Origin of the sequence: Prevotella sp. P4-98, assembly GCF_002251405.1 — a bacterium.
Lineage (GTDB): Bacteria > Bacteroidota > Bacteroidia > Bacteroidales > Bacteroidaceae > Prevotella.
In genome coordinates this window covers 62,009-86,196 of record NZ_NPJC01000060.1, presented here as the reverse complement: position 1 = coordinate 86,196, position 24,188 = coordinate 62,009, and the positions used below count along the sequence as shown (strand labels likewise).

36 protein-coding genes are annotated in these 24,188 nt (G+C 44.6%); 2 read left to right on the top strand and 34 right to left on the bottom strand.

The window, feature by feature from the left end:
- Positions 1 to 33: 33 nt before the first annotated feature.
- Positions 34 to 801, top strand: coding sequence for a hypothetical protein (locus CIK96_RS09875; protein ID WP_094440484.1), 768 nt, complete (start codon positions 34 to 36; stop codon positions 799 to 801).
- Positions 802 to 838: 37 nt separating this feature from the next.
- Positions 839 to 3,319: a glycoside hydrolase N-terminal domain-containing protein gene (locus tag CIK96_RS09870; RefSeq protein WP_094440483.1), complete on the top strand. Its 2,481-nt coding sequence runs from the start codon at positions 839 to 841 to the stop codon at positions 3,317 to 3,319.
- Positions 3,320 to 3,326: 7 nt separating this feature from the next.
- On the opposite strand, the gene CIK96_RS13265 is transcribed toward CIK96_RS09870, so the two are convergent.
- The 34 genes from CIK96_RS13265 to fusA all read right to left on the bottom strand — a co-directional run bounded on the left by CIK96_RS13265 (position 3,327) and on the right by fusA (position 24,178).
- Complete coding sequence (locus CIK96_RS13265; RefSeq protein WP_158214858.1) at positions 3,327 to 3,500, bottom strand: hypothetical protein; 174 nt, start codon at positions 3,498 to 3,500, stop codon at positions 3,327 to 3,329.
- Positions 3,501 to 3,643: 143 nt separating this feature from the next.
- Positions 3,644 to 4,981, bottom strand: coding sequence for an NADP-specific glutamate dehydrogenase (gene gdhA / locus CIK96_RS09865; RefSeq protein ID WP_094391174.1), 1,338 nt, complete (start codon positions 4,979 to 4,981; stop codon positions 3,644 to 3,646).
- Between the two features lie 358 nt (positions 4,982 to 5,339).
- Positions 5,340 to 6,251: an AEC family transporter gene (locus CIK96_RS09860; protein ID WP_094391173.1), complete on the bottom strand. Its 912-nt coding sequence runs from the start codon at positions 6,249 to 6,251 to the stop codon at positions 5,340 to 5,342.
- Positions 6,252 to 6,966: 715 nt separating this feature from the next.
- Positions 6,967 to 7,476: a 50S ribosomal protein L17 gene (gene rplQ, locus CIK96_RS09855; RefSeq protein WP_094391172.1), complete on the bottom strand. Its 510-nt coding sequence runs from the start codon at positions 7,474 to 7,476 to the stop codon at positions 6,967 to 6,969.
- Positions 7,477 to 7,509: 33 nt separating this feature from the next.
- Positions 7,510 to 8,502, bottom strand: a complete 993-nt coding sequence (locus CIK96_RS09850; RefSeq protein ID WP_094391171.1) for a DNA-directed RNA polymerase subunit alpha — start codon at positions 8,500 to 8,502, stop codon at positions 7,510 to 7,512.
- 12 nt (positions 8,503 to 8,514) lie between these two features.
- A complete protein-coding gene (gene rpsD, locus CIK96_RS09845) occupies positions 8,515 to 9,120 on the bottom strand; it encodes a 30S ribosomal protein S4 (RefSeq protein WP_094391170.1) in 606 nt (201 codons plus the stop codon).
- Positions 9,121 to 9,164: 44 nt separating this feature from the next.
- A complete protein-coding gene (rpsK, locus tag CIK96_RS09840; RefSeq protein WP_094391169.1) occupies positions 9,165 to 9,554 on the bottom strand; it encodes a 30S ribosomal protein S11 in 390 nt (129 codons plus the stop codon).
- Positions 9,555 to 9,597: 43 nt separating this feature from the next.
- The gene (gene rpsM, locus CIK96_RS09835; RefSeq protein ID WP_092067126.1) at positions 9,598 to 9,978 is read right to left on the bottom strand and encodes a 30S ribosomal protein S13; all 381 of its coding nucleotides are present in this window, start codon (positions 9,976 to 9,978) and stop codon (positions 9,598 to 9,600) included.
- A 103-nt stretch (positions 9,979 to 10,081) separates the two neighbouring features.
- A complete protein-coding gene (gene rpmJ, locus CIK96_RS09830) occupies positions 10,082 to 10,198 on the bottom strand; it encodes a 50S ribosomal protein L36 (RefSeq protein ID WP_094391167.1) in 117 nt (38 codons plus the stop codon).
- A gap of 17 nt (positions 10,199 to 10,215) precedes the next feature.
- Positions 10,216 to 10,434 (bottom strand): translation initiation factor IF-1, encoded by a 219-nt coding sequence (gene infA / locus CIK96_RS09825; RefSeq protein WP_094391166.1) that lies wholly within the window; start codon positions 10,432 to 10,434, stop codon positions 10,216 to 10,218.
- Between the two features lies 1 nt (position 10,435).
- Positions 10,436 to 11,236 (bottom strand): type I methionyl aminopeptidase, encoded by an 801-nt coding sequence (gene map / locus CIK96_RS09820; RefSeq protein ID WP_094391165.1) that lies wholly within the window; start codon positions 11,234 to 11,236, stop codon positions 10,436 to 10,438.
- A 5-nt stretch (positions 11,237 to 11,241) separates the two neighbouring features.
- Complete coding sequence (gene secY, locus CIK96_RS09815) at positions 11,242 to 12,585, bottom strand: preprotein translocase subunit SecY (protein WP_094434392.1); 1,344 nt, start codon at positions 12,583 to 12,585, stop codon at positions 11,242 to 11,244.
- 5 nt (positions 12,586 to 12,590) lie between these two features.
- Positions 12,591 to 13,037 carry a 50S ribosomal protein L15 gene (rplO, locus tag CIK96_RS09810; protein WP_094391163.1) on the bottom strand — a complete coding sequence of 149 codons (447 nt, stop codon included), beginning with the start codon at positions 13,035 to 13,037 and terminating at the stop codon, positions 12,591 to 12,593.
- A 26-nt stretch (positions 13,038 to 13,063) separates the two neighbouring features.
- The gene (gene rpmD / locus CIK96_RS09805; protein WP_094391162.1) at positions 13,064 to 13,240 is read right to left on the bottom strand and encodes a 50S ribosomal protein L30; all 177 of its coding nucleotides are present in this window, start codon (positions 13,238 to 13,240) and stop codon (positions 13,064 to 13,066) included.
- 16 nt (positions 13,241 to 13,256) lie between these two features.
- Positions 13,257 to 13,769: a 30S ribosomal protein S5 gene (gene rpsE, locus CIK96_RS09800; protein WP_094391161.1), complete on the bottom strand. Its 513-nt coding sequence runs from the start codon at positions 13,767 to 13,769 to the stop codon at positions 13,257 to 13,259.
- Positions 13,770 to 13,775: 6 nt separating this feature from the next.
- A complete protein-coding gene (gene rplR, locus CIK96_RS09795) occupies positions 13,776 to 14,120 on the bottom strand; it encodes a 50S ribosomal protein L18 (protein ID WP_094434390.1) in 345 nt (114 codons plus the stop codon).
- A gap of 24 nt (positions 14,121 to 14,144) precedes the next feature.
- Positions 14,145 to 14,714 (bottom strand): 50S ribosomal protein L6, encoded by a 570-nt coding sequence (gene rplF, locus CIK96_RS09790; RefSeq protein ID WP_094391159.1) that lies wholly within the window; start codon positions 14,712 to 14,714, stop codon positions 14,145 to 14,147.
- Between the two features lie 16 nt (positions 14,715 to 14,730).
- Complete coding sequence (gene rpsH / locus CIK96_RS09785) at positions 14,731 to 15,126, bottom strand: 30S ribosomal protein S8 (protein WP_094391158.1); 396 nt, start codon at positions 15,124 to 15,126, stop codon at positions 14,731 to 14,733.
- A 74-nt stretch (positions 15,127 to 15,200) separates the two neighbouring features.
- On the bottom strand, positions 15,201 to 15,503 hold the full coding sequence (gene rpsN, locus CIK96_RS09780; RefSeq protein ID WP_094391157.1) for a 30S ribosomal protein S14: 303 nt from the start codon (positions 15,501 to 15,503) through the stop codon (positions 15,201 to 15,203).
- Positions 15,504 to 15,508: 5 nt separating this feature from the next.
- The gene (rplE, locus tag CIK96_RS09775) at positions 15,509 to 16,063 is read right to left on the bottom strand and encodes a 50S ribosomal protein L5 (protein WP_094391156.1); all 555 of its coding nucleotides are present in this window, start codon (positions 16,061 to 16,063) and stop codon (positions 15,509 to 15,511) included.
- Positions 16,063 to 16,380: a 50S ribosomal protein L24 gene (rplX, locus tag CIK96_RS09770; RefSeq protein WP_094391155.1), complete on the bottom strand. Its 318-nt coding sequence runs from the start codon at positions 16,378 to 16,380 to the stop codon at positions 16,063 to 16,065. The genes rplE and rplX overlap by 1 nt, the downstream gene beginning before the upstream one ends.
- A gap of 20 nt (positions 16,381 to 16,400) precedes the next feature.
- The gene (gene rplN, locus CIK96_RS09765; protein WP_094391154.1) at positions 16,401 to 16,766 is read right to left on the bottom strand and encodes a 50S ribosomal protein L14; all 366 of its coding nucleotides are present in this window, start codon (positions 16,764 to 16,766) and stop codon (positions 16,401 to 16,403) included.
- Between the two features lie 2 nt (positions 16,767 to 16,768).
- A complete protein-coding gene (gene rpsQ / locus CIK96_RS09760; protein WP_094391153.1) occupies positions 16,769 to 17,035 on the bottom strand; it encodes a 30S ribosomal protein S17 in 267 nt (88 codons plus the stop codon).
- A gap of 2 nt (positions 17,036 to 17,037) precedes the next feature.
- The gene (gene rpmC / locus CIK96_RS09755) at positions 17,038 to 17,232 is read right to left on the bottom strand and encodes a 50S ribosomal protein L29 (RefSeq protein WP_094391152.1); all 195 of its coding nucleotides are present in this window, start codon (positions 17,230 to 17,232) and stop codon (positions 17,038 to 17,040) included.
- Positions 17,233 to 17,235: 3 nt separating this feature from the next.
- The gene (gene rplP, locus CIK96_RS09750) at positions 17,236 to 17,664 is read right to left on the bottom strand and encodes a 50S ribosomal protein L16 (RefSeq protein ID WP_091960123.1); all 429 of its coding nucleotides are present in this window, start codon (positions 17,662 to 17,664) and stop codon (positions 17,236 to 17,238) included.
- 24 nt (positions 17,665 to 17,688) lie between these two features.
- On the bottom strand, positions 17,689 to 18,411 hold the full coding sequence (gene rpsC / locus CIK96_RS09745; RefSeq protein ID WP_094391151.1) for a 30S ribosomal protein S3: 723 nt from the start codon (positions 18,409 to 18,411) through the stop codon (positions 17,689 to 17,691).
- A 5-nt stretch (positions 18,412 to 18,416) separates the two neighbouring features.
- Positions 18,417 to 18,818: a 50S ribosomal protein L22 gene (gene rplV / locus CIK96_RS09740; protein ID WP_094391150.1), complete on the bottom strand. Its 402-nt coding sequence runs from the start codon at positions 18,816 to 18,818 to the stop codon at positions 18,417 to 18,419.
- A 35-nt stretch (positions 18,819 to 18,853) separates the two neighbouring features.
- Entirely contained in the window at positions 18,854 to 19,120 is a 267-nt protein-coding gene (rpsS, locus tag CIK96_RS09735; RefSeq protein WP_094391149.1) for a 30S ribosomal protein S19, read from the bottom strand.
- 24 nt (positions 19,121 to 19,144) lie between these two features.
- The gene (gene rplB, locus CIK96_RS09730) at positions 19,145 to 19,972 is read right to left on the bottom strand and encodes a 50S ribosomal protein L2 (RefSeq protein WP_094391148.1); all 828 of its coding nucleotides are present in this window, start codon (positions 19,970 to 19,972) and stop codon (positions 19,145 to 19,147) included.
- An 8-nt stretch (positions 19,973 to 19,980) separates the two neighbouring features.
- The gene (rplW, locus tag CIK96_RS09725) at positions 19,981 to 20,340 is read right to left on the bottom strand and encodes a 50S ribosomal protein L23 (RefSeq protein WP_094440482.1); all 360 of its coding nucleotides are present in this window, start codon (positions 20,338 to 20,340) and stop codon (positions 19,981 to 19,983) included.
- Between the two features lie 14 nt (positions 20,341 to 20,354).
- On the bottom strand, positions 20,355 to 20,984 hold the full coding sequence (rplD, locus tag CIK96_RS09720; protein ID WP_094440481.1) for a 50S ribosomal protein L4: 630 nt from the start codon (positions 20,982 to 20,984) through the stop codon (positions 20,355 to 20,357).
- A gap of 3 nt (positions 20,985 to 20,987) precedes the next feature.
- Positions 20,988 to 21,602, bottom strand: a complete 615-nt coding sequence (rplC, locus tag CIK96_RS09715) for a 50S ribosomal protein L3 (protein WP_094391145.1) — start codon at positions 21,600 to 21,602, stop codon at positions 20,988 to 20,990.
- 58 nt (positions 21,603 to 21,660) lie between these two features.
- A complete protein-coding gene (gene rpsJ / locus CIK96_RS09710) occupies positions 21,661 to 21,966 on the bottom strand; it encodes a 30S ribosomal protein S10 (RefSeq protein WP_027448969.1) in 306 nt (101 codons plus the stop codon).
- Positions 21,967 to 22,051: 85 nt separating this feature from the next.
- A complete protein-coding gene (fusA, locus tag CIK96_RS09705; protein ID WP_094434388.1) occupies positions 22,052 to 24,178 on the bottom strand; it encodes an elongation factor G in 2,127 nt (708 codons plus the stop codon).
- Positions 24,179 to 24,188 lie beyond the last annotated feature (10 nt).

Genomic DNA, 24,188 nt, shown 5'->3' with positions numbered 1-24,188 from the left:
TGCGAAAAACAATAGATCATAACACGTAACAGTATGAAAAAGACAGTTTTCGCAATCATAGTAGCAACTATCATGATGAGCAGTTGCTCTAACAACGCTGCGGTAGGAACCTATGTGGGAGCACAGTTTGGAACGATCCTCGGTTCTGCCATCGGTGGCATTATCGGAGGACCGAGAGGCAGCGACATCGGAACCGTGATAGGCATGGCGGGCGGGGCTGCTATCGGTGCTGCAGTTGGACAGGCGGCTGACGACAAGGAGGAAATGGAGAACAGACGGCAGCAACAGGCCGATGCCGATGTTTACGACCCTCGGTGTGAGCCCATGCAACCTAACGACGACAGCGCATACAGCGTGGATACAACAGGCAACAACGATGTAATCGACTTCGATGGACAGGGACCAAAGGAGATGCCGCAGACGGACAGCTACCAACCGAAAGCGGAGCCGACACTCGACATACGAAAAATACGCATCAGCTATGCGGGAATGGATGAGGTGGTATGTGCCGGAGATGAGTGCACCATACAGTTTGAAATCATGAACTGTAGCAACGAAACGGTATATGACGTGCAACCATTCGTCATCGACGAGAGCAACAATAAGCACATCCACATATCGCCAAACCTCCACGTGGAGCGCATTTCGCCCAATGCCGGAATACGCTATACGGCGACGATACTGGCGGATAGAAAACTGAAAAACGGTACAGCGACTATCCGAGTGGGCGCAGCAATAGGCAACCAAGAGGTGAAAGAGGGCGGAAAGACGCTCACCATCACCACTCGCAGAAGGCGATGAGGTGGAAACAATGCGAAATACTACAAATTAAAAAAATATGAAGAAAACATTATCACTGATTATCATGGCGGTCGTGGCGGTGGCTGTTTCAGCACGCGACGACCGCCGTGAACTTATGCAACTATGGTACGATCGGCCGGCTACGCAATGGCTTGAAGCATTGCCAGTGGGCAATTCACACTTGGGCGCTATGGTCTATGGAGGTACAACCAACGAGACTATACAACTCAACGAAGAGACGTTCTGGAGCGGCGGCCCTCACCAAAACAACAGCACAAGGTCGCTGGGGCGCTTGACGGAGGTGCGCAACCTCATTTTCAACGGCAAAGAGGAGGAGGCTGCAAAGCTCATCAACCAAGACTTCATCGTTGGACCACACGGTATGAGATTTCTGCCGATGGGACATCTGCGGATGAAAATGGACGGAAACGGTAAGGCTACCGACTATCAGCGCAATCTGCAACTGGACCGTGCGGTGGCGGAAACACATTTCAAGATTGACGGCGTGAACTATACACGCACCGTGTTTGCCTCAATGACAAGCAAGGTGCTCGTGGTAAGACTGACGGCGGATCGGAAAGGAGCTATCAACATGACAGCCACACTCGATGCACCATTTGACTATACAACAAAGGCTGACGGCAAACAGATTACAATGAGCGTGAAAGGATGCAAGCAGGAAGGCATTGACGCAGCGCTCACCGCTGAATGTGTGGCTGAGATTCGAACCGATGGAAAGGTCGTGGAGAAATGTTTGAACGACAGTTGCAACACTGCGAATGCTTTACACGTGGAAAAAGCATCGGAGGTAACCATGCTGTTGAGCGCGGCTACCAATTTCGTCAACTATCACGATGTATCGGGAAACGCTGCAAAGCGCAATAACGAATGGCTCAATGCTGCAGAAGCACTCACCTATAACCAACTCTTGGAACAACACGAAAAGGAATGGAAAAGGCAGTTTGGCAACGTGAAGCTCACACTCGATGCTGACAGCAACGCTTTGCTGCCCACAGATCAACGACTGCTTCACTTTGCAGAAAGCAAGGATATGGCAATGGTGGCTCTCATGTTCCACTATGGCAGATACCTCCTGATCGCATCATCGCAGGAGGGAGGACAGGCTGCTAACCTTCAGGGCGTATGGAACGATAATACCCATGCACCGTGGGACTCGAAATATACCATCAATATCAATACGGAAATGAACTACTGGCCGGCGGAGGTGACCAATCTACGCAGCACCGTGGGACCACTGTTCTCACTGATCAAAGACCTCAGCGTCACGGGCACGACAACGGCAAAACAGATGTATGGATGTCGAGGATGGATGGCTCACCACAATACGGATATTTGGCGCATAGCAGGACCAATAGACGGAGCACAATGGGGAATGTTTCCCAACGGTGGGGCATGGCTCACCACACATCTCTGGCAACACTATCTCTACACGGGCAACAAGGACTTTTTGAAGCAATGGTATCCGGTGATTAAGGGCGCAGCGGAGTTCTATCTCGACTATCTGCAACCCATGCCGGGAACAACATGGCGTGTTGCTGTGCCGTCGGTAAGCCCGGAACAGGGACCAACAGGCAAGCATACGGCGGTAACTGCTGGTTGCACCATGGACAATCAGATTGCTTTCGATGCACTGTCGAATGCAATTCAGGCCTCTGAAGTGCTCGCAATAGACGAGCCGCTACGTCAGGAAATGAAGAAAATGAGGGACTTGCTACCTCCAATGCACGTCGGACGATATGCACAACTACAGGAATGGCTCATCGATGCTGACGACCCTCACAACGAGCACAGACATATCTCGCACCTCTACGGACTTTATCCCTCAAACCAGATATCGCCTTTCTCTCATCCAGAACTGTTCCGTGCGGCTGCCAACACACTGCATCAGCGTGGCGATATGGCTACAGGATGGAGCCTGGGATGGAAAGTTAACTTCTGGGCACGTATGCTCGATGGCAATCATGCATTTCGTATTATACGCAATATGTTGCACCTTTTGCCTTCTGATAAACTGGCGGCACAGTATCCGGAAGGTCGCACCTACCCTAACCTCTTCGATGCACATCCGCCGTTCCAAATTGACGGAAACTTCGGTGTAACGGCTGGTGTGGCAGAAATGCTTATTCAGAGCCATGATGGTGCGGTGCATCTCTTGCCTGCCCTACCCGATGATTGGACGAAAGGAAGCATCAACGGACTTTGTGCACGAGGCGGATTTGAAGTGGATATGACATGGAACAACCATCAGTTGACACAGGCTACCATCCATTCTACTATCGGCGGAACGCTCCGTCTGCGTTCGGCTGTGCCGTTGAAAGGCAAGAAACTACGCAAAGCAAAGGGACAATGTCCAAACATGCTCTATGCCCCTGCGGTCATTGCAAAGCCCATTGTGGCTAAACGCATAGACGATGGGGTAGATGCAAACATTCCTTCGGTCTATGAATACGACATCATGACGCAACCCGGACAGGTTGTTACCATCACTGCAAAATAAGCAATCGCTAACACATAATACCCATATAGTCGGCCTCTGCCACAGAGCGTAAGTTCTGAGCAGAGGCTGATTTATATCCCTTCATCAACAACATCAGACACCAAAGCAACAGCCGTACATCACGCTCGCATGTCGCATTTGCACAATGAACTGCTGTGCATATCATGGAAGGACGCGTCATAATATCACTCAGCAAAGCAATAAAGCTGATTTGCAAAGCTGCTTTGACGCAAGAAAAAACAGAAAGGAGGAAAGTCTTGCGACTTCCCTCCCAAGGATATGTTCCGACTACTTGTAATCGGAGTGCTTAGTAAAGAGAGTTTTTTAAACAATACCCTGAGCCATCATAGCATTGGCTACCTTCATGAAACCTGCTACGTTTGCACCCTTCACATAGTCGATATAGCCATCAGCCTGCTTGCCATACTTCACGCACTGCTCATGGATATTAGACATGATGTAGTGGAGTTTCTCATCAACTTCTGCCTCGCTCCAACCCAAACGCATAGAGTTCTGGGTCATTTCAAGACCAGAAGTGGCAACACCACCTGCATTGACAGCCTTACCAGGAGCAAAGAGCTGATGGGCAGCAATGAACTTTTCTGCTGCTTCTGCTGTGCAACCCATGTTAGATACCTCAGCTACGCAGAGTGGCTTGTGGGCCAAAATCTGGTCGGCATCGGCTCCATTGAGTTCGTTCTGAGTAGCACAAGGCAGATAAATGTCAGCCTCGCGCTCCCAAGGCTTCTTGTCTGCGTAGAATTCAGAACCTGCAAACTCTTCGGCATAAGGTGAGCAAATATCGTTACCTGAAGCACGAAGCTCAAGCATATAAGCAATCTTCTCTGCATCCAAACCGGCAGGATCGTAGATATAGCCGTCAGGTCCACTGATAGTGATTACCTTAGCACCAAGTTCGGTAGCCTTCTTGGCGGCACCCCATGCTACGTTGCCGAAGCCTGAAATAGCAACGGTCTTGCCCTTGATGTCGAGACCATGGGTCTGCATCATCTGATTGACGAAGTATAATGCACCAAAGCCTGTTGCTTCTGGACGAATCTTTGAACCGCCCCACTCGATGCCCTTACCGGTAAGAACACCCTGGAATTGATGGGTCAACTTCTTATACTGACCATACAGGAAACCAATTTCACGAGCGCCTACACCGATATCACCAGCGGGAACGTCCTCATCTGGACCAATATGACGATACAGTTCGGTCATGAATGCTTGGCAGAAACGCATCACTTCGTTGTCACTGCGACCACGGATAGAGAAGTCAGAACCTCCCTTACCACCGCCCATAGGCAATGTGGTCAGTGCATTCTTAAATGTCTGCTCAAATCCCAAGAACTTCAAAATACTGAGGTTTACAGAGGGATGGAAGCGCAAACCGCCTTTGTATGGGCCAATGGCGCTATTGTACTGTACTCGATAGCCGATATTTACATGCACCTCACCCTTATCATCAGTCCAAGGAACACGGAAAGTGATAATACGTTCGGGCTCAACAAGACGCTCAATTAACTTGGCGCGCTCAAACTCAGGATGCTGGTTATAGACTTCCTCAATAGAGAGTAACACTTCACGGACTGCCTGTAAGTACTCGGCTTCACCTGGGTGCTTATGTTCCAGGTCTTGCATGATTTTCTCTACATTCATAGTTTTAAGGATTTTATATTTTAGTAACTTTGTTGCAATGTGTCATTAAGACAATGCAAATATAGGTATCTTTCCCGAAACTTCAAAGAAAAATACGAAATATTTTAAAGTCAATGTTTACATTATGTTAATTTTGCACACTTATTTACGCTGTGCACGTACCCAACAATTGTTTTCTATGGGCTTAATAGTTCAAAAAAAGTATCTTTCAACAAGATTATTGAAAGACTACCACACTTCGTACAGCTATCACATTTACGATGGGAATACATCAGATGAATGGAATAGGTATATATCGGATGAATGACGCGTCAGCATGACTCAAAACACATAACGACTGACATTAAATCAATAACACTTATTTGAATAAGAGCGTTACTAATGGAATGCTCAGAATGGAGGCTACAGTGGTAATGAAGGTCATCTCGGTCATCAAAGATGGATTGCGACCGTATTTCATGCAGAACATTGTGCCGAAAGATGCTACGGGCATAGCAATAACAACGGTATTGATATTGTTGATGACATCGCTTACACCACATATCTTGAACAGAAAATAAACGGATAAAGGCACAACTGACAAACGCAAAACGGAGGCTACATATACCTTCGGGCTGCCTACTATCTCTCTTAACGAGAGACGCGCCATAGAAGAACCGATGATCATCAATGAGGCTGGAACTGTAATATTACCTACCATCGTCATGGGACGTGCTATCATAGCAGGGGTATGAATACCGAATGCAACCATTAAGGCGGCTACAAATGCTGCTATCATTGCAGGTGAAAAAAGCAACTTGGGATTGATACTCTTGATACTGTATTCGCCTTTTACAAGCATTACACCGGCGGTAAAGATAAAAAAGGTGTTGGGCATGTTCAATAAGGCTGCGTAAAATACGGCTTTAACACCGAATATCGAAGCAACTATGGGGTATCCAATAAAGCCGACATTGGCAAACATCAATGCAAAACCTATCATCCCACGCGCATCACGATCTTGCGTGATAAAACGCGGAACTAAGAAACCATAGACCAATAACAATATATAGGTAAGAAACCCTGTAACCAACAAAGGAAGAATAAGACTACGATCGGGAATTTCTGAACCCATAACGGACGATAAGATAAGCGCAGGGCACGTCACATCGATTACAATAGCAGATAACTTCTGTTCGAATTTATCACCCATGTAACCCAACTTATAAAGCACATAGCCTAATATCACCATGATGAACAAAATCACCATCACTTCTACATTCTCTATCATACAATCATTATTATTATCTACGGTATCTACACATACTTATGACGATCATTGCTATTCTTTGCATTGCGTTATCTTCTTATTGTAACTAAGACTGGTTCTATCAATGTAGAACAAATGCCATCAATGCAGCAACTAAAGACAGAAAGGACAATAAGATTTCTACCTCAAACATGTTCATTCAAATACCGATTCCGTTTCTTGTTATCCCATACTATCTATAAACTTATTTTTTAGCAGCTATAAAACCATTTGAAAACAATATGCCGCTTATCATAAAAGGCTGTCATCGCAATTATATGCGTTATGACACCTTTGCAAAAGGACTGTTTTATATATAAAGTAGAACAACTTCTTCATTACTTGATGCCACATATACCTTCGTTGAACGGTACCTTCAAGAAATATATAAAGCACTTACATTAGGTTCAAAGTCACAGTTCCATAGCTTAAAGTCCATCGCAACATCATTGATCCTATATATGCCAATACCAAAAGGCAACCTCTCCGATATAATAAGGTGTCTGCGACAATAATTAAAGACAGCGACTTCAATCCGCTAAACATGGTGTATTAAACTTAATATAAGAGATCATAAACCATACATAAAAGCACTGTAACCTGATTGGCTTAATGGCAATAAAAGCAAAAATAATATCTAAAAAAATCCCGCTCACTTTATGTAAGCGGGATTCTACTATTTGAGATTAATCGATGATTACTCTGCTTTTGCCTCTTCTGCAGCAGGTGCTTCAGCTACGGGAGCTTCTGCAACAGGTGCCTCAGCGGGAGCCTCAGTCTTAGCAGCAGTTGACTTGCGTGAACGGCGAGTCTTCTTAGCTTCAGACTTAACGGTCTTGGCCATGTTCTCATCAAAGTCAACGAGCTCGATGAAAGCTACAGAAGCAGCATCACCCTGACGGGTACCGAGCTTGATGATACGGGTGTAACCACCGGGACGGTCACCAACCTTCTCTGCAACAACTCCGAAGAGCTCTTTCAGAGCTTCCTTATTCTGAAGGTAGCTAAATACTACACGACGTGAATTGGTTGAATCGTCCTTTGAGCGTGTAATCAGGGGCTCAACATACTTCTTGAGGGCCTTTGCCTTGGCAAGAGTCGTAGTGATTCTTTTGTGCATGATCAGCGAAATAGCCATGTTGGCAAGCATAGCTGCGCGATGATCTGCAGTACGGCTCAAATGATTGAATTTCTTATTGTGTCTCATTTTTCGTTTTTTCTTAGAGGACTAATGGCCTTATTATGCCTGGTCCAGTTTATACTTTGTAATATCGGTTCCAAACGACAGATTCAGACTCTCGAGCAAATCATCAAGCTCAGTGAGCGATTTCTTACCGAAGTTACGGAATTTAAGCAAGTCGGTCTTGTTGTACTGTACAAGATCACCAAGGGTCTCGACATCGGCTGCTTTCAAACAGTTAAGCGCACGAACCGAAAGGTTCATATCTACCAACTTAGTCTTGAGCAACTGACGCATGTGCAATACTTCCTCGTCAAACTCCTGGTTGCCTTCAACATCATTATTCTCCAATGTAATCTTCTCGTCAGAGAAAAGCATGAAGTGATAAATCAATATCTTGGCGGCTTCTTTCAAAGCATCTTTCGGGTGAATGGAACCATCCGTTGTTACTTCAAGCACAAGCTTGTCGTAGTCTGTCTTCTGTTCAACACGATAAGGTTCAACAAAATACTTAACGTTACGGATTGGGGTGTAGATTGAATCGATTGCTATTACATTAACATCGGTACAATACTCACGGTTCTCGTCTGCGGGAACGTAACCACGACCTTTATTAATTGTTAGATCAATCTGCATCGAAGCTTTGGAATCTAAATGACAAATCACCAAATCGGGATTTAACACTTCAAATCCAGTCAGATACTTACCTATATCTCCAGCTTTGAACTCGGTAGAATTCTCAACGGTGATAGAGACTTTTTCGTTCTCGAATTCTTCCACTACTTGCTTGAATCTTACTTGCTTCAGATTCAAGATAATGTTGGTTACATCTTCCTTTACACCAGGTACTGAAGAGAATTCATGCTCAACACCAGCAATACGAATGGTGTTGATTGCATAACCCTCGAGCGATGAAAGAAGAATGCGGCGCAAGGCGTTACCAATGGTTACACCAAAACCTGGCTCAAGAGGACGAAATTCGAACTTGCCGAACTTGTCATTGGCCTCCAACATTACGACTTTATCAGGTTTTTGAAATGCTAATATCGCCATTAATTTAATGATTTATTTAGAGTACAACTCAACGATTAACTGCTCCTTAATGTTCTCAGGAATGTCGGCACGTTCAGGAACGTGGAGATACTTACCACTCTTGGTCTGCTCATCCCATTCAATCCAAGGATATTTGCTGTGGTTGAAACCTGCAAGGGCAGCGTCGATAACCTCGAGAGACTTAGACTTCTCACGAACACCAACTATCTGACCAGGCTTAACAGCATAAGAAGGAATGTTCACAACATTGCCATCAACGATAATGTGCTTGTGACTAACCAACTGACGGGCAGCGGCACGAGTGGGAGCAATACCCAAGCGGAACACCACATTGTCAAGGCGGCTCTCCAAGTGCTGGAGAAGAACCTCACCGGTGATACCAGCTGCTTTAGCTGACTTCTCGAACAAATTACGGAACTGACGCTCAAGAACACCATAGGTGTACTTGGCTTTCTGCTTCTCTGCCAACATGACAGCATACTCCGACTGTTTGCGACGGCGATTGTTGCCATGCTGTCCCGGAGGGAAGTTCCTGCGGGACAAAACTTTGTCTGCGCCGAAGATGGCTTCACCAAATCGACGAGCAATTTTTGATTTCGGTCCAATATATCTTGCCATAATCTTAATAGATGTCTAATAAATAATAATAATGTTCCTTTCAATTATACACGACGACGCTTCGGAGGACGACATCCGTTGTGTGGCAGTGGAGTTGCATCGATAATCTCGATAACCTCAATTCCTGCACCATGCACCGCACGGATAGCTGACTCACGACCGTTACCGGGACCTTTCACATAGGCCTTAACCTTGCGAAGACCAAGGTCAAAAGCGACCTTTGCACAATCCTCAGCAGCCATCTGTGCAGCATAAGGAGTGTTCTTTTTAGAACCACGGAAACCCATTTTACCTGCGGAAGACCAAGAAATAACCTGACCCTCATCGTTGGCTAATGATACAATAATGTTATTGAAAGAACTGTGTACGTGAAGCTGACCAAGGGCATTTACTTTCACGTTTCTTTTCTTTGAAGTGACTGTTTTCTTTGCCATAATTCTTAATTCTTAACTGTTACTGATTTTTGTGAATTGTGAATTACTTCGTGGCCTTCTTCTTGTTTGCAACAGTCTTCTTCTTACCCTTGCGGGTACGTGCATTGTTCTTGGTGCTCTGACCACGAACAGGAAGACCGTGACGATGACGGACACCACGATAGCAACCAATATCCATCAGTCGCTTGATATTCAACTGGATCTCACTACGAAGATCACCTTCTACTTTGAATTCAGCACCGATAATCTCACGGATCTTGGCTGCCTGGTCGTCACTCCATTCGCTGACTTTCAGGTCGCGGCTCACGCCGGCCTTGTCCAAAATCTTTGCTGAACTACTTCGACCAATACCATAGATATAGGTCAATGCGATTTCGCCACGCTTCTCTTGGGGCAAATCTACTCCAACAATTCTAATTGCCATTTGTTACTTAAAATAAATAATTAAAATTCGAATTTCTGCTAAAAAGCATGCAAAGATACACAGAATTTGCGAAACTTCATGTATCCTTTATGCTTATTTAACATTAGCCCTGACGCATTTTATACTTAGGGTTTTTCTTGTTGATAACGAACAGACGTCCCTTACGACGTACAATCTTGCACTCTGGGGTACGTTTTTTCAATGATGCTCTTGTCTTCATTATAATTTTCTCCTTATTTATTTGTATCTAAATACAATTCGTCCTTTAGTAAGATCGTAGGGGCTCATCTCAACCTTCACCTTGTCTCCGGGAAGAATTTTGATATAATGCATACGCATCTTACCAGAAATGTGTGCTATAATGGGCACACCATTTGCCAATTCAACTCGGAACATTGCGTTGGACAATGCCTCGACAATTGTACCATCTTGCTCAATAGCGCCTTGTTTTGCCATACTAATATTGTTTTCCTTCTATCGTTTCAACTTCTTCAAATGAGGATAAAATTTCAGCCTTGCCTTTTCTAATTGCTATGGTATGCTCAAAGTGTGCAGCAGGTTTACCATCTCGAGTACGAATGGTCCACTTATCGGCATCAAGCCAAATTTCGCGTTTTCCCATCGTTATCATCGGTTCAATCGCTATACACATATTGGCCTTCAAGAGAATACCGTTTCCTCTACGACCATAATTAGGTACAGGAGGATCTTCATGCATCTCATGACCAATACCATGACCGGTTAACTCACGGACAACACCGTAATTTTGTACTTCACAATGATCTTGAACAGCACTGCTGATGTCACCCAAATGATTTCCTGCAACTGCATTTTCAATGCCTTTGTACAAAGATTCTTTAGTTGTGCGAAGTAATTTCTTAACTTCATCACTGACTTCCCCAACGCAGAACGTATAGCAAGAGTCACCGCAAAATCCATTCAATAACGTACCACAATCAATGGAGATTATATCACCTTCCTTTAATATGGTCTGTGCATTAGGTACTCCATGAACTACGACATCATTGACTGATGTACAAATACTGGCAGGGAACGGCCCTCCATATGGATTTGGAAATCCCTTAAAAGTCGGAATAGCTCCATGGTCACGGATAAATTCCTCTGCCATCTGATCCAACTGAAGGGTCGTTACGCCAGGCTTAATATATTTCGCAAGATGCCCGAGCGTTTTACCAACAAGTTGGTTAGCATCGCGCATCAAGTTTATTTCGTCCTCTGTTTTTAGAAATATCTTCATACAGATTAGTAGGCTGCTACACCGCCACGTCCATGAATACGGCCAGAACTCAATAGTCCATCGTAGTGTTTCATCAACAAGTGACTCTCAATCTGCTGGAGTGTATCAATAACAACACCAACAAGAATCAACAAAGATGTTCCACCAAAGAACTGAGAGAAGGCATCCTGAACATTCAACAATCCAGCCAAAGCGGGCATAACAGCAATGAAAGCAATAAACAACGAACCAGGGAATGTGATACGCGACATAATAGTGTCGATGTAATCAGCAGTCGGTTTTCCAGGCTTAATACCAGGAATAAATCCATTGTTACGTTTCATATCCTCAGCCATTTGGGTTGGATTAAGCGTAATAGCTGTATAGAAATAGGTGAATAGAATGATAAGAACTGCAAAGATAATATTGTAAGTCCAACTGTGATGATTCAACAACGAACGAACAAACCAACTTGCATTCTCAGGAGCTGCATACTGCACAAATGCCAAGGGGATGAACATCAATGCCTGAGCAAAGATAATTGGCATCACATTGGCGGCAAACAACTTGAGTGGGATGTACTGACGTGCACCACCAACCTGACTATTACCTACAAGACGTTTTGCGTACTGTACGGGAATCTTACGAACTCCCTGTACCAGAATGATAGATGCGCAAACAACTGCATAGAGAATGATAATCTCTACAAGGAACATCACAAGTCCACCACTGGTAATAGCGGTAAAACGCGAGCCTACTTCCTGGATGAAAGCTTGAGGCAGACGTGCGATGATACCAATCATAATGATTAGAGAAATACCATTGCCTATACCTTTATCTGTAATGCGCTCACCCAACCAAAGGATGAACATACTTCCTGCTGCGAGAATAAAACATGCGGGGATTGAGAAAATCGTCCAGTTGATTCCCGAGGCCAAAGCTTGACCAGCCTGCATTTTCAAGTTAATGAGATAACTCGGTGCCTGAAACAGCAGGATACCTACTGTCAGATACCGAGTATAAGTCATTATCTTTTTGCGGCCACTCTCGCCTTCACGCTGCATCTTTTGGAAATAAGGTACAGCAACAGCAAGAAGCTGCATAACGATAGAAGCAGAGATGTAAGGCATGATTCCAAGCGCAAAAATTGATGCGTTGGAAAATGCACCACCGGAGAACATATCCAAAAGTGACATAAGGCCACCTTGAGTTTGTGACTGCAGTTTGTCGAGCATGCTAGGATTAATACCAGGCAGAACTACGAACGAACCAAAACGGTATATTGCTACAAACAAGAAGGTGATGAGGATGCGCTGACGCAAATCCTCAATCTTCCAAATGTTCTTCAGTGTCTCTATAAACTTCTTCATCTTTTTTAGATAATTGTTGCGTTACCACCTACTGCCTTGATTGCTTCTTCGGCAGTTTTTGAGAATGCATTAGCTTCTACATCTACCTTGGCTTTCAGTTCACCGTTTCCGAGAACCTTAACCAACTCTTTACCATTGGTAAGACCTGCTTCAACGAGTTCAGCAACACCAATCTTGGCATAACCATGCTTTTCAGCAAGCTTCTGAAGTGTAGAAAGGTTTACTGCGAAATACTCCTTGTGGTTGATATTTTTGAAACCAGCCTTAGGAACACGACGCTGAAGAGGCATCTGACCACCTTCGAAACCAATCTTTCTCTTGTAACCTGAACGAGCCTTTGCACCCTTGTGTCCACGCGTAGAAGTACCACCAAGACCTGAACCGGGACCACGTCCGATTCGACGGCTTGAATGTGTAGAGCCTTCTGCGGGCTTTAAAGTATGAAGTTTCATATTCGAATCTGTTTAATAAATGATAATTAATCGATAACAGTCACTAAGTGATGGACTTTACGTACCATACCACGGATGACAGGAGTATCCTCCACCTCAACTACCTGAGAGATCTTGCGAAGGCCAAGAGCCTGAAGAGTACGCTTCTGATCTACAGGGTAACCGATTTTGCTTTTAATTTGCTTAATCTTAATTGTTGCCATAGTTAATATCTCCTTATTATCCTCTAAATACTTTATCCATACTGATTCCACGTGTGCCGGCAATAGTATAAGCATCACGAATCTGGCTCAAAGCAACGATTGTTGCCTTAACCAAGTTGTGAGGGTTAGAAGAACCCTTTGACTTGGCCAGAATATCCTTAATACCTACGCTCTCAAGCACAGCACGCATAGCACCACCGGCAACAAGACCGGTACCAGCAGCTGCAGGCTTCAAGAAGACCTGAGCACCACTGTAACGTGCTTCCATCTCGTGAGGAATGGTTCCCTTGAGTACGGGAACCTTTACAAGATTCTTCTTGGCTGCTTCTACACCCTTGGCGATAGCTGCGGTAACTTCACCAGCTTTGCCAAGACCCCAACCAATGATACCGTTGCCGTCACCGACAACAACAATGGCTGCGAAAGTAAAGGTGCGACCTCCCTTAGTTACTTTGGTAACACGGTTGATGGCAACCAATCTGTCTTTCAACTCAACGTCACTATTTACTTTAACTTTATTTATTGCCATAATCGTTTAGAAATTAAGTCCACCTTTACGAGCTGCATCAGCCAAAGACTTTACTCGGCCATGATAGAGATAACCGTTACGGTCAAAGACTACGCTTTCAACGCCAGCCTCCTTGGCCTTCTGGGCTACCAATTCGCCAACCTTCTCAGCCTGTTCGATCTTAGGCATAGCCTCAAGACCGAGAGAAGATGCAGATGCAAGAGTTTTACCTTCCAAATCATTTATCACCTGAGCATAAATCTGCTTGTTACTACGGAAAACGCTCAAGCGGGGACGCTCGGCTGTGCCGAAAACGTTCTTACGAATTCTGTATTTGATCTTAATTCGTCTTTCTACTTTCTTTGTTGTCATAATCTTCAATTCGTTTAATGATTATTACTTAGCTGAAGCTGACTTACCCGATTTACGACGGATAACCTCGCCCTTGAACAAGATACCCTTTCCTTTATAAGGTTCAGGCATACGGAAAGAACGAATCTTAGCACAGATGAGTCCGAGCAACTGTTTGTCGCAAGACTCAAGTACAATCTGAGGATTCTGGTTGCGCTCAGACTTAGTCTCAACCTTTACTTCACTTGGAAGCTGAAGGAAAATGGGGTGAGTATAACCGAGAGAGAACTCAATAAGATTACCCTGGTTTGAAACACGATAACCTACACCGATCAGTTCCATTTCCTTCTTATAACCTTCACTTACACCAACAACCATGTTGTGTACAAGGGCACGGTAAAGACCATGGAAAGCCTGTTTCTGTTTGAGATTAACAGGACTATTCTCGTCAATTTCGAAAGAAACGTGACCATCAGCAATAGTCACCTTGATAGAAGAATCAACCTTTTGAGAGAGTTCACCCTTGGGACCCTTAACGGTTACAATTCCATCCTGACCCTGAGCTACAGTAACACCAGCAGGAATACTAATTGGCAATTTACCTATTCTTGACATATGCTATTCCTCCAATTTAATATACATAACAAAGTATTTCGCCACCAATCTTCAAATCAGAAGCTTCTTTGTCTGTCATTACACCTTGGGATGTAGATAAGATTGCAATACCTAATCCGTTAATAACTCTCGGCATGTCTTTGTAGCCAGTGTATTTGCGAAGACCTGGAGTCGATACGCGTTTCAAACACTTAATGGCATTTGCCTTTGTTGCAGGGTCATACTTCAAAGCAACTTTGATACTTCCCTGAGGTCCATCTTCTACGAACTTGTAGTTCAAGATGTAACCCTTCTCGAAGAGGATCTTAGTGATTTCCTTCTTCAAGTTAGACGCAGGAACTTCAACAACACGGTGATGAGCCATAATTGCGTTTCTGAGTCTTGTCAGATAATCTGCTATTGGATCTGTCATAAAATAAAATGTTTAATTAATCGGGACAACCCCGACAATATTAAATAAATAATCTCTTTCGATTCAAATGTTGATTACCAACTTGCTTTCTTTACGCCTGGAATCAGACCGTTTGAGGCCATCTCACGGAACTGAATACGCGACAGTCCAAACTGACGCATATAACCTTTGGGGCGTCCTGTAATCTTGCAACGGTTGTGCAGACGGATAGGATTAGCATTCTTAGGAATGCTTTGAAGTTTACGAGCTGCCTCGTAAGCTTCTGCGGGATCCTCTGTTGTTGCGATGATTTTCTTCAGGGCAGCACGTTTCTCGGCGTATTGAGCAACCATCTTAGCACGCTTTACCTCGCGAGCCTTCATAGATTCTTTTGCCATATCTATTAATCTTTTTTAGCGTTTTTGAATGGCAGACCGAAAGCTTTGAGGAGAGCATAACCTTCTTCGTCGGTAGTAGCCGAAGTAACGAAGGTAATGTTCATACCCTGGATGCGGTCCACTGAGTCAATGTTGATTTCAGGGAAGATAATCTGCTCCTGAACACCAAGAGTATAGTTACCACGACCATCAAACTTGCTTTCGATACCCTTGAAGTCACGGATACGAGGCAAAGCAACACGTACGAGTCTCTCAAGGAACTCATACATACGCTCACGACGCAAAGTTACCATAACACCGATAGGCATCTTCTTACGAAGTTTGAAGTTAGCAATATCCTTCTTGGAATAGGTTGCAACGGCCTTCTGTCCAGCGATAGTAGAAATTTCATTGATAGCAACATCAATGATTTTCTTATCCTGAGTTGCATCACCCAAACCCTGGTTGATAACAATTTTCTTCAGGACAGGAATCTGCATGGCTGAAGTGTAGTTGAACTGCTTCTGGAGAGCTGGAGCAATTTTCTCCTTATACTCTTTCTTTAACTGTGCTGTATCCATTACTTAATTTCCTCCCCTGACTTTTTAGAGACACGGATTACGTTTTTGCCATCATGTTTGATAGAAACACGAGTAGGCTTACCGCTCTTCGGGTCAATCAGACTAATATTTGAGATATGAATAGGAGCTTCTTGCTTGATAATACCTCCCTGAGGGTTCTGGGCATTAGGCTTAGTGCTCTTAGAAACCATATTGACTCCTTCAACAATAGCCTTTTCTTCCTTTACCAAGACTTTGAGCACCTTTCCCTTGCTGTTTTTATTCTTACCAGCGAGGACGATTACCTCATCACCTTTTTTAATATGTAACTTACTCATTTCTTTAATACTTTATAATGTTAAAGAACCTCAGGTGCCAGTGAAACGACCTTCATATTTACAGCACGCAACTCACGTGCAACAGGACCGAAAATACGGCTTCCGCGGAGCTCACCAGCATTGTTCAAAAGCACACAAGCATTATCGTCGAAACGGATATAAGAACCATCAGCACGACGAATCTCTTTCTTTGTGCGAACAACCAAAGCCTTTGATACTGCACCCTTTTTAACATCACTAGTAGGGATGGCGTTCTTGATAGCAACAACGATCACATCACCTACACTTGCATAACGACGGCGTGTACCACCCAATACACGAATGCAAAGGGCCTCGCGAGCGCCGCTGTTGTCTGCTACTGTCAGTCTTGATTCTGCTTGTATCATAATTACTTAGCTTTTTCTACGATTTGTACTAATCTCCATCTCTTTGTCTTCGACAAGGGACGGGTCTCCATAACAAGAACGGTGTCACCTACGTTGCACTCGTTATTCTCATCATGAGCATGGTACTTCTTTGTCTTCTGGACAAACTTACCATAAATAGGGTGCTTCTCTTTGAACTTAGCGGCAATAACAATGGTTTTATCCATTTTGTTGCTGATGACAACACCCTGTCTTGTCTTTCTTAAATTTCTTGTTTCCATCTGAACCATTATTATTTGTTAAGTTCTCTTTGACGGAGCTCCGTCTTCATACGAGCGATATCACGACGTGCTGCTTTAATCTGAGATGGATTTTCCACAGGAGTTACTGCATGATTAATCTTCATCATGTTGTACTTGGCAACTTCAGTCTCCAATTTCTCGGCCAATTCTTTGGTCTCGAGCTCTTTGATTTCCTTTGTCTTCATAAATTAAGCGTTTTTATCGTAATCACGTCGAACAACAAACTTAGTCTTAACAGGCAACTTCTGAGCGCCGAGGCGAAGAGCCTCTTTGGCTGTCTCAAAAGGAACACCTTCAACCTCGAAGAGGATGCGTCCGGGAGTTACCGGAGCAACCCATCCTGCGGGGTCACCTTTACCTTTACCCATACGTACATCAGCAGGCTTGCGGGTGATAGGTTTGTCGGGGAAGATGCGGATCCATACCTGACCTTCACGGTTCATATAACGGTTGATAGCAACACGGGCTGCCTCAATCTGACGGCTGTCAATCCACTTGGCGTCAAGTGTCTTGATACCGAAAGAACCGAAGGCCAGTTGCGTACCTCTGTGAGCGTTGCCTTTATTGCCACGTCCATCTTGAGGTCTTCTATATCTTACTCTCTTAGGCTGTAACATGTTAGCTTCTTACTTTAACGTTAATTACTTTTTTCTATTACGGAACTTTCTGCCACCATTGTTACCACCATTAGAGCGACCCATGCCTTTCTCCTGAGTGAAGTTTGGAGCCAGATCAACCTTACCGTAAACTTCTCCACGGCAAATCCAAACCTTCAATCCCAGCAGTCCAACTTTTGTAAGAGCCTCTGCCTGGCAGTAGTCAATATCAGCACGGAAAGTGTGGAGTGGAGTACGACCTTCTTTGATCATTTCGCTGCGTGCAATTTCAGCACCGTTCAAACGACCGGAGATCTGTACTTTAATACCTTCTGCTCCTGCACGCATGGTGTTAGCAACAGCCATCTTGATAGCACGGCGGTAAGCGATTTTGCCTTCTATCTGGCGAGCGATGTTGTTGGCAACGATTGTTGCATCGAGCTCAGGTCTCTTCACTTCGAAGATATTGATTTGAATCTCTTTATCATAGAGCTTCTTCAGTTCCTCTTTCAATTTATCGACATCCTGTCCACCTTTACCAATGACAATACCGGGGCGAGCGGTACAAATAGTAATGGTAACGAGCTTCAATGTACGTTCGATGACAATTTTTGATACGCTAGCTTTAGCCAGACGTTCGTTGAGGTACTTGCGGATTTTCTGATCCTCTACCAAGTTATCTCCGAAGTCCTTGCCTCCGAACCAATTTGAATCCCAACCTTTGATAATTCCAAGACGGTTGCTAATTGGATTTATTTTCTGTCCCATACTTATTATTTATCATTAGTTTTAGCATCAACAAACAGAGTAACGTGGTTAGAACGCTTACGAATGCGGTATCCACGACCCTGAGGTGCCGGTCTCATACGTTTCATTGTAACACCTTCATCAACGAAGACGCGTGTTACGTAAAGTTCGCCATCTTCAGCCTTGCGATCGTTTTTGGCTTCCCAGTTGGCAATAGCTGAACGCAAAAGTTTCTCAACGTCAGCCGAAGCGGCCTTCTTCGAGAATCTCAGTACGCCAAGTGCACGATTAACTTCCATGCCTCGAATCATATCAACGACATAGCGCATCTTGCGTGGAGAAGAAGGAACACCTTTCAGCTTTGCAAAATACTGTGTCTTTTTGGCTTCTTGTCTTTTATTAGCCGCAATTTTTTTTCTTGCTCCCATTATTTTATTCTTTTTATTTCTGGTGGATTAGCCTGTTATTTCTTATTACCAGCATGTCCGCCGAAGCGACGAGTGGGGGCAAACTCTCCGAGCTTGTGACCAACCATGTTTTCAGTAATGTAAACAGGAATGAACTTATTTCCGTTGTGAACTGCAACTGTATGTCCCACGAAATCGGGGGAAATCATTGAAGCTCTAGCCCATGTCTTAACGACACTCTTTTTGCCACTCTCATTCATGGCAAGAACTTTCTTCTCGAGAGATACGTTGATGTAAGGGCCTTTTTTTAATGAACGACTCATAATTTACTCTAATTAACTTCGTGATTACTTCTTGTTAGCTCTTTCAATAATATACTTGTTTGAAAGCTTCTTAGGTGCACGAGTCTTGAGACCCTTAGCGTACAAGCCCTTGCGTGAACGTGGGTGACCTCCAGACTGACGTCCTTCACCACCACCCATTGGGTGATCATGCGGGTTCATAACAACACCACGGTTGTGAGGACGACGGCCCAACCAGCGTGAGCGACCAGCCTTACCAGACTGCTCAAGTGCGTGGTCAGAGTTTCCTACACTACCAACTGTAGCCTTACAAGCAGAGAGAATCTGACGAGTCTCTCCTGAAGGAAGCTTAATAACACAATAACTGCCCTCACGAGAAGTCAACTGAGCGAAATTACCAGCCGAACGAACGAGCTTAGCACCTTGACCGGGACGCATCTCAATGTTGTGGATGACGGTACCAACGGGAATGTTAGCCAATGGGAGTGCATTACCTACCTCAGGCGCTGCATCCTCTCCTGACATCAAGGTTGCACCAACCTGCAGTCCGTTAGGAGCAATGATATAACGTTTTTCACCATCAGCATAGAAAAGCAATGCAATACGAGCCGAACGGTTCGGATCGTATTCAATTGTCTTTACTACGGCTGGAACACCATCTTTCTCTCGCTTGAAGTCGACCAAACGATACTTCTTCTTGTGACCACCGCCCATATAACGAACGGTCATCTTACCGGTGTTGTTTCGACCACCGGTAGAACGCTTACCGTAAACGAGAGACTTCTCTGGCACGGATGCAGTAATATCCTCGAACGTGCCAATAATCTTGTGTCTTTGACCCGGAGTAACGGGTTTAAATTTACGTACTGCCATTTTTTATTTTAAATATTGCTATAAAAATCAATAGTGTCGCCCTCCTTAAGAGTAACGATTGCCTTCTTGAACGCATTCTTCTGACCTCTCACGAGTCCTGCCTTGGTGTAACGCTGAGAGCGCTTGCCGGCATAGCGAAGTGTGTTCACATTCTCTACTGTAACATTATACAGAGCTTCGACCTCTGACTTAATCTCAAGCTTTTTGGCTTCAGGCTTTACGATAAAACCGTATTTTGCCTGAGCCTTCTTAGTAACCATCTCACCCTTGTGGGCACCGGTCTTAGCCTTGAAAGTTCTGTCAGCAGAAGACTTCTCTGTGATATTATTCATTTTCTCTGAAATCAGAGGCTTGATGATATATGTCATATTCTATGTCTCCTTTATTTGTTTAAAACAGCCTCGATAGCCTTGAGCGAATTCTCAGTGATCACCATCACATCAGCATTCAAAACTTTGTATGAATTGAGCTGTGCTGCAAGGGCAATTTCAGAGCGCTGCAAATTACGAGCTGACAAATATACATTTTTATTTGCTTCTGGCAAAACCATCAGCAGTTTTTTGCCCTCAACTTTAAGATTTTTAGCAACTTTTATGAAATCTTTAGTTTTTGGAACCTCAAAATTGAAGTCTTCAACAACAATGATTGCATTCTCCTGTGCCTTGTAAGACAGAGCAGACTTACGTGCAAGAACCTTTACTTTTTTGTTGAGTTTGAAACGATAGTCACGCGGACGGGGACCGAATACGCGACCACCACCACGCAACAGAGGAGAGTTAATATCACCATGACGTGCACCGCCGCCACCTTTCTGACGACCGAGCTTACGGGTTGAACCTGCATGCTCACTTCTTTCCTTAGCCTTATGTGTACCCTGACGCTGGTTAGCGAGATACTGCTTTACGTCCAAATAAAGAACGTGGTCATTTGGTTCAATTCCGAAGATAGATTCGTTTAACGTAACCTTTCTTCCGGTCTCCTGACCATTGATATCTAATACGTTAATTTCCATTGCTTACTTCTGAATTAAAACGGTTGAACCATTACAACCAGCAACACTACCTTTGACAAGGATAAGATTGTGTTCCGGTATTACTTTCAATACTTTGAGATTCTGCGTGGTTACGCGCTCACTACCCATGTGACCGCCCATGCGCATTCCCTTAAACACCTTAGCAGGGTACGAACATGCACCGATAGAACCTGGCTTACGTGCGCGGTCATCCTGACCGTGGGTAGCCTGACCAACACCACCGAAGCCATGACGCTTCATAACGCCCTGGAAACCCTTACCCTTAGAAGTTCCTACAACGTCAACGAAGTCATTGTCGCTAAACAACTCTACAGTGATAACATCACCGAGATTGTGCTCTTCGTCAAATTTGAACTCGGCCAAGTGAGCCTTAGGTGTTGTACCTGCTTTCTTGAATACACCTTGCATAGCCTTAGTGGTGTTCTTTTCTTTCTTGTCACCAAAGGCCAGCTGAAGGGCAGCATAACCGTCTTTCTCGACGGTCTTTACTTGAGTAACAACACAAGGACCGGCTTCGATAACAGTGCACGGTACATTCTTACCGTCGGCACTGAATACGGATGTCATTCCGATTTTCTTTCCAATTAATCCTGGCATTTCAATTACTTTTTAATAATAATAAATAAATTCGTTTTTGTATCTTACTTAATCGTTACTAGACCTTGATCTCAACTTCAACACCGCTGGGGAGTTCGAGCTTCATCAAAGCATCAACAGTTTTTGCTGTAGAGCTGTAGATGTCAATCAGACGTTTGTAATCTGAGAGCTGGAACTGCTCGCGAGATTTCTTGTTAACGAAGGTTGAACGGTTAACAGTGAAGATGCGCTTGTGGGTTGGCAAGGGGATAGGACCGCTGATGATAGCGCCTGTAGCCTTAACAGCTTTCACGATTTTCTCTGCAGACTTGTCAACCAACTTGTGGTCATAAGACTTCAGCTTGATACGAATTTTCTGACTCATTTGTCTTGAATTATAAATTGATGAATAAAAATATTGAAAGGAGGCCGCTAAAGAGTCATTTGCTCAGCGGCACTCCTAAATTGCATTATACGAGATCGGCACGTCCCTTAACTTCCTCGAGCACAGCCTTAGCCAATGTGCTTGACAGAGGAGCGTGGTGATCATATTCCATAGAACTGGTTGCACGACCAGAAGTAATGGTACGGAGAGCGGTTACATAACCGAACATCTCTGACAGAGGTACCTGAGCCTTAACGATGCGAGCACCGCTGCGACCTTCTTCCATTCCTTCTACCTGGCCACGACGCTTGTTCAAGTCACCGATCACGTCACCCATGTTCTCCTCTGGAGTAACAACTTCGAGTTTCATGATAGGCTCCATAAGTACGGGCTTAGCCTGTGCACAAGCTTCCTTATAAGCCATTTGAGCGGCGATTTCGAATGAGAGCTGGTCAGAGTCAACTGGGTGGAACGAACCGTCAACAACAACTACCTTAAGTGAATCAACGGGGTAACCACCGAGGATACCGTTCTTCATGGCTGTCTCAAATCCTTTCTGGATTGATGGAATGAATTCCTTAGGAATGTTACCACCCTTAACTTCGTTGACGAACTGAAGTCCACCATTCTCCTTGATATCCCAATCGTCATCAACTGGTCCAACATTAACAATGATGTCAGCGAACTTACCGCGACCACCTGACTGCTTCTTATAAACCTCACGGAGGTTAACCGTCTTGGTGATGGCTTCTTTGTAGTTAACCTGAGGCTTACCCTGGTTACATTCTACTTTGAATTCGCGCTTCAGACGGTCGATGATAATATCGAGGTGAAGCTCACCCATACCTGAGATAATAGTCTGACCACTCTGCTCATCAGTACGGACAGTAAAGGTTGGGTCTTCCTCGGCAAGCTTAGCAAGACCATTGTCAAGCTTAGCAATGTCGGCCTGTGACTTAGGTTCTACGGCAATAGAAATCACAGTATCAGGGAAACTCATAGACTCAAGTACGATAGGATGATCTTCATCACAGAGAGTATCACCAGTACGGATATCCTTGAAACCAACACCCGCACCGATATCACCAGCGTCGATAGACTCCATAGGAATTTCCTTGTTTGAGTTCATCTGGAACAGACGGCTGATACGCTCTTTCTTACCTGAACGTGGGTTGTAAACGTAAGAACCAGCTTTTACGCTACCTGAGTAAACGCGGAAGAATACCAGACGGCCCATGTATGGGTCGGTAGCAATCTTGAACGCAAGAGCTGAAGTAGGCTCTGTCTCGCTGGGCTTACGATCTTCTTCCTCATCAGTATCAGGGTTAGTACCCTTAACTACCTCAATGTCGATAGGAGATGGGAGGAATGCACAAACATAGTCGAGCAGAGGCTGTACGCCCTTGTTCTTATATGAAGAACCACAAACCATAGGAGTGCAGGCCATGCTTACACAACCCTTACGGATAGCGGCGATAACCTCATCCTCAGTGATTGAGTTAGGATCATCAAAGTATTTCTCCATCAAGGCCTCATCATATTCAGCGGCAGCTTCAAGCAGCTTATTACGCCACTCGTCGCACTCATCCTGAAGATCAGCAGGAATTTCCTCTAAATCATATTCAGCACCCATGGTCTCGTCGTGCCACAGGATAGCCTTCATCTTGATAAGGTCAACCACACCTTTAAAGTTCTCCTCAGCACCAATGGGCACCTGGATAACTACAGGGTTAGCACCAAGAATGTCGCGCATCTGCTGTACAGTCTCAAAGAAGTCAGCACCAGAACGGTCCATCTTGTTTACATAACCGATACGTGGAACATTGTACTTATCTGCCTGACGCCAAACAGTTTCTGACTGAGGCTGTACACCGTCAGCAGCACTATAAGTAGCAACAGCTCCGTCAAGAACACGCAGTGAACGCTCAACCTCAGCAGTGAAGTCAACGTGTCCTGGAGTGTCAATCAAGTTGATTTTGAATGATTTACCCTGCCAAGTCCAGTTACAGGTAGTAGCAGCAGAGGTAATAGTGATACCACGCTCCTGCTCCTGAGCCATCCAGTCCATGGTAGCAGCGCCATCGTGCACCTCACCAATCTTATGAGTCTTTCCTGTATAGAAAAGGATACGCTCAGAAGTAGTGGTTTTACCGGCATCGATGTGAGCCATAATACCGATATTACGAGTCAAATGTAAGTCGCGATTTGCCATTTCTTTCTTC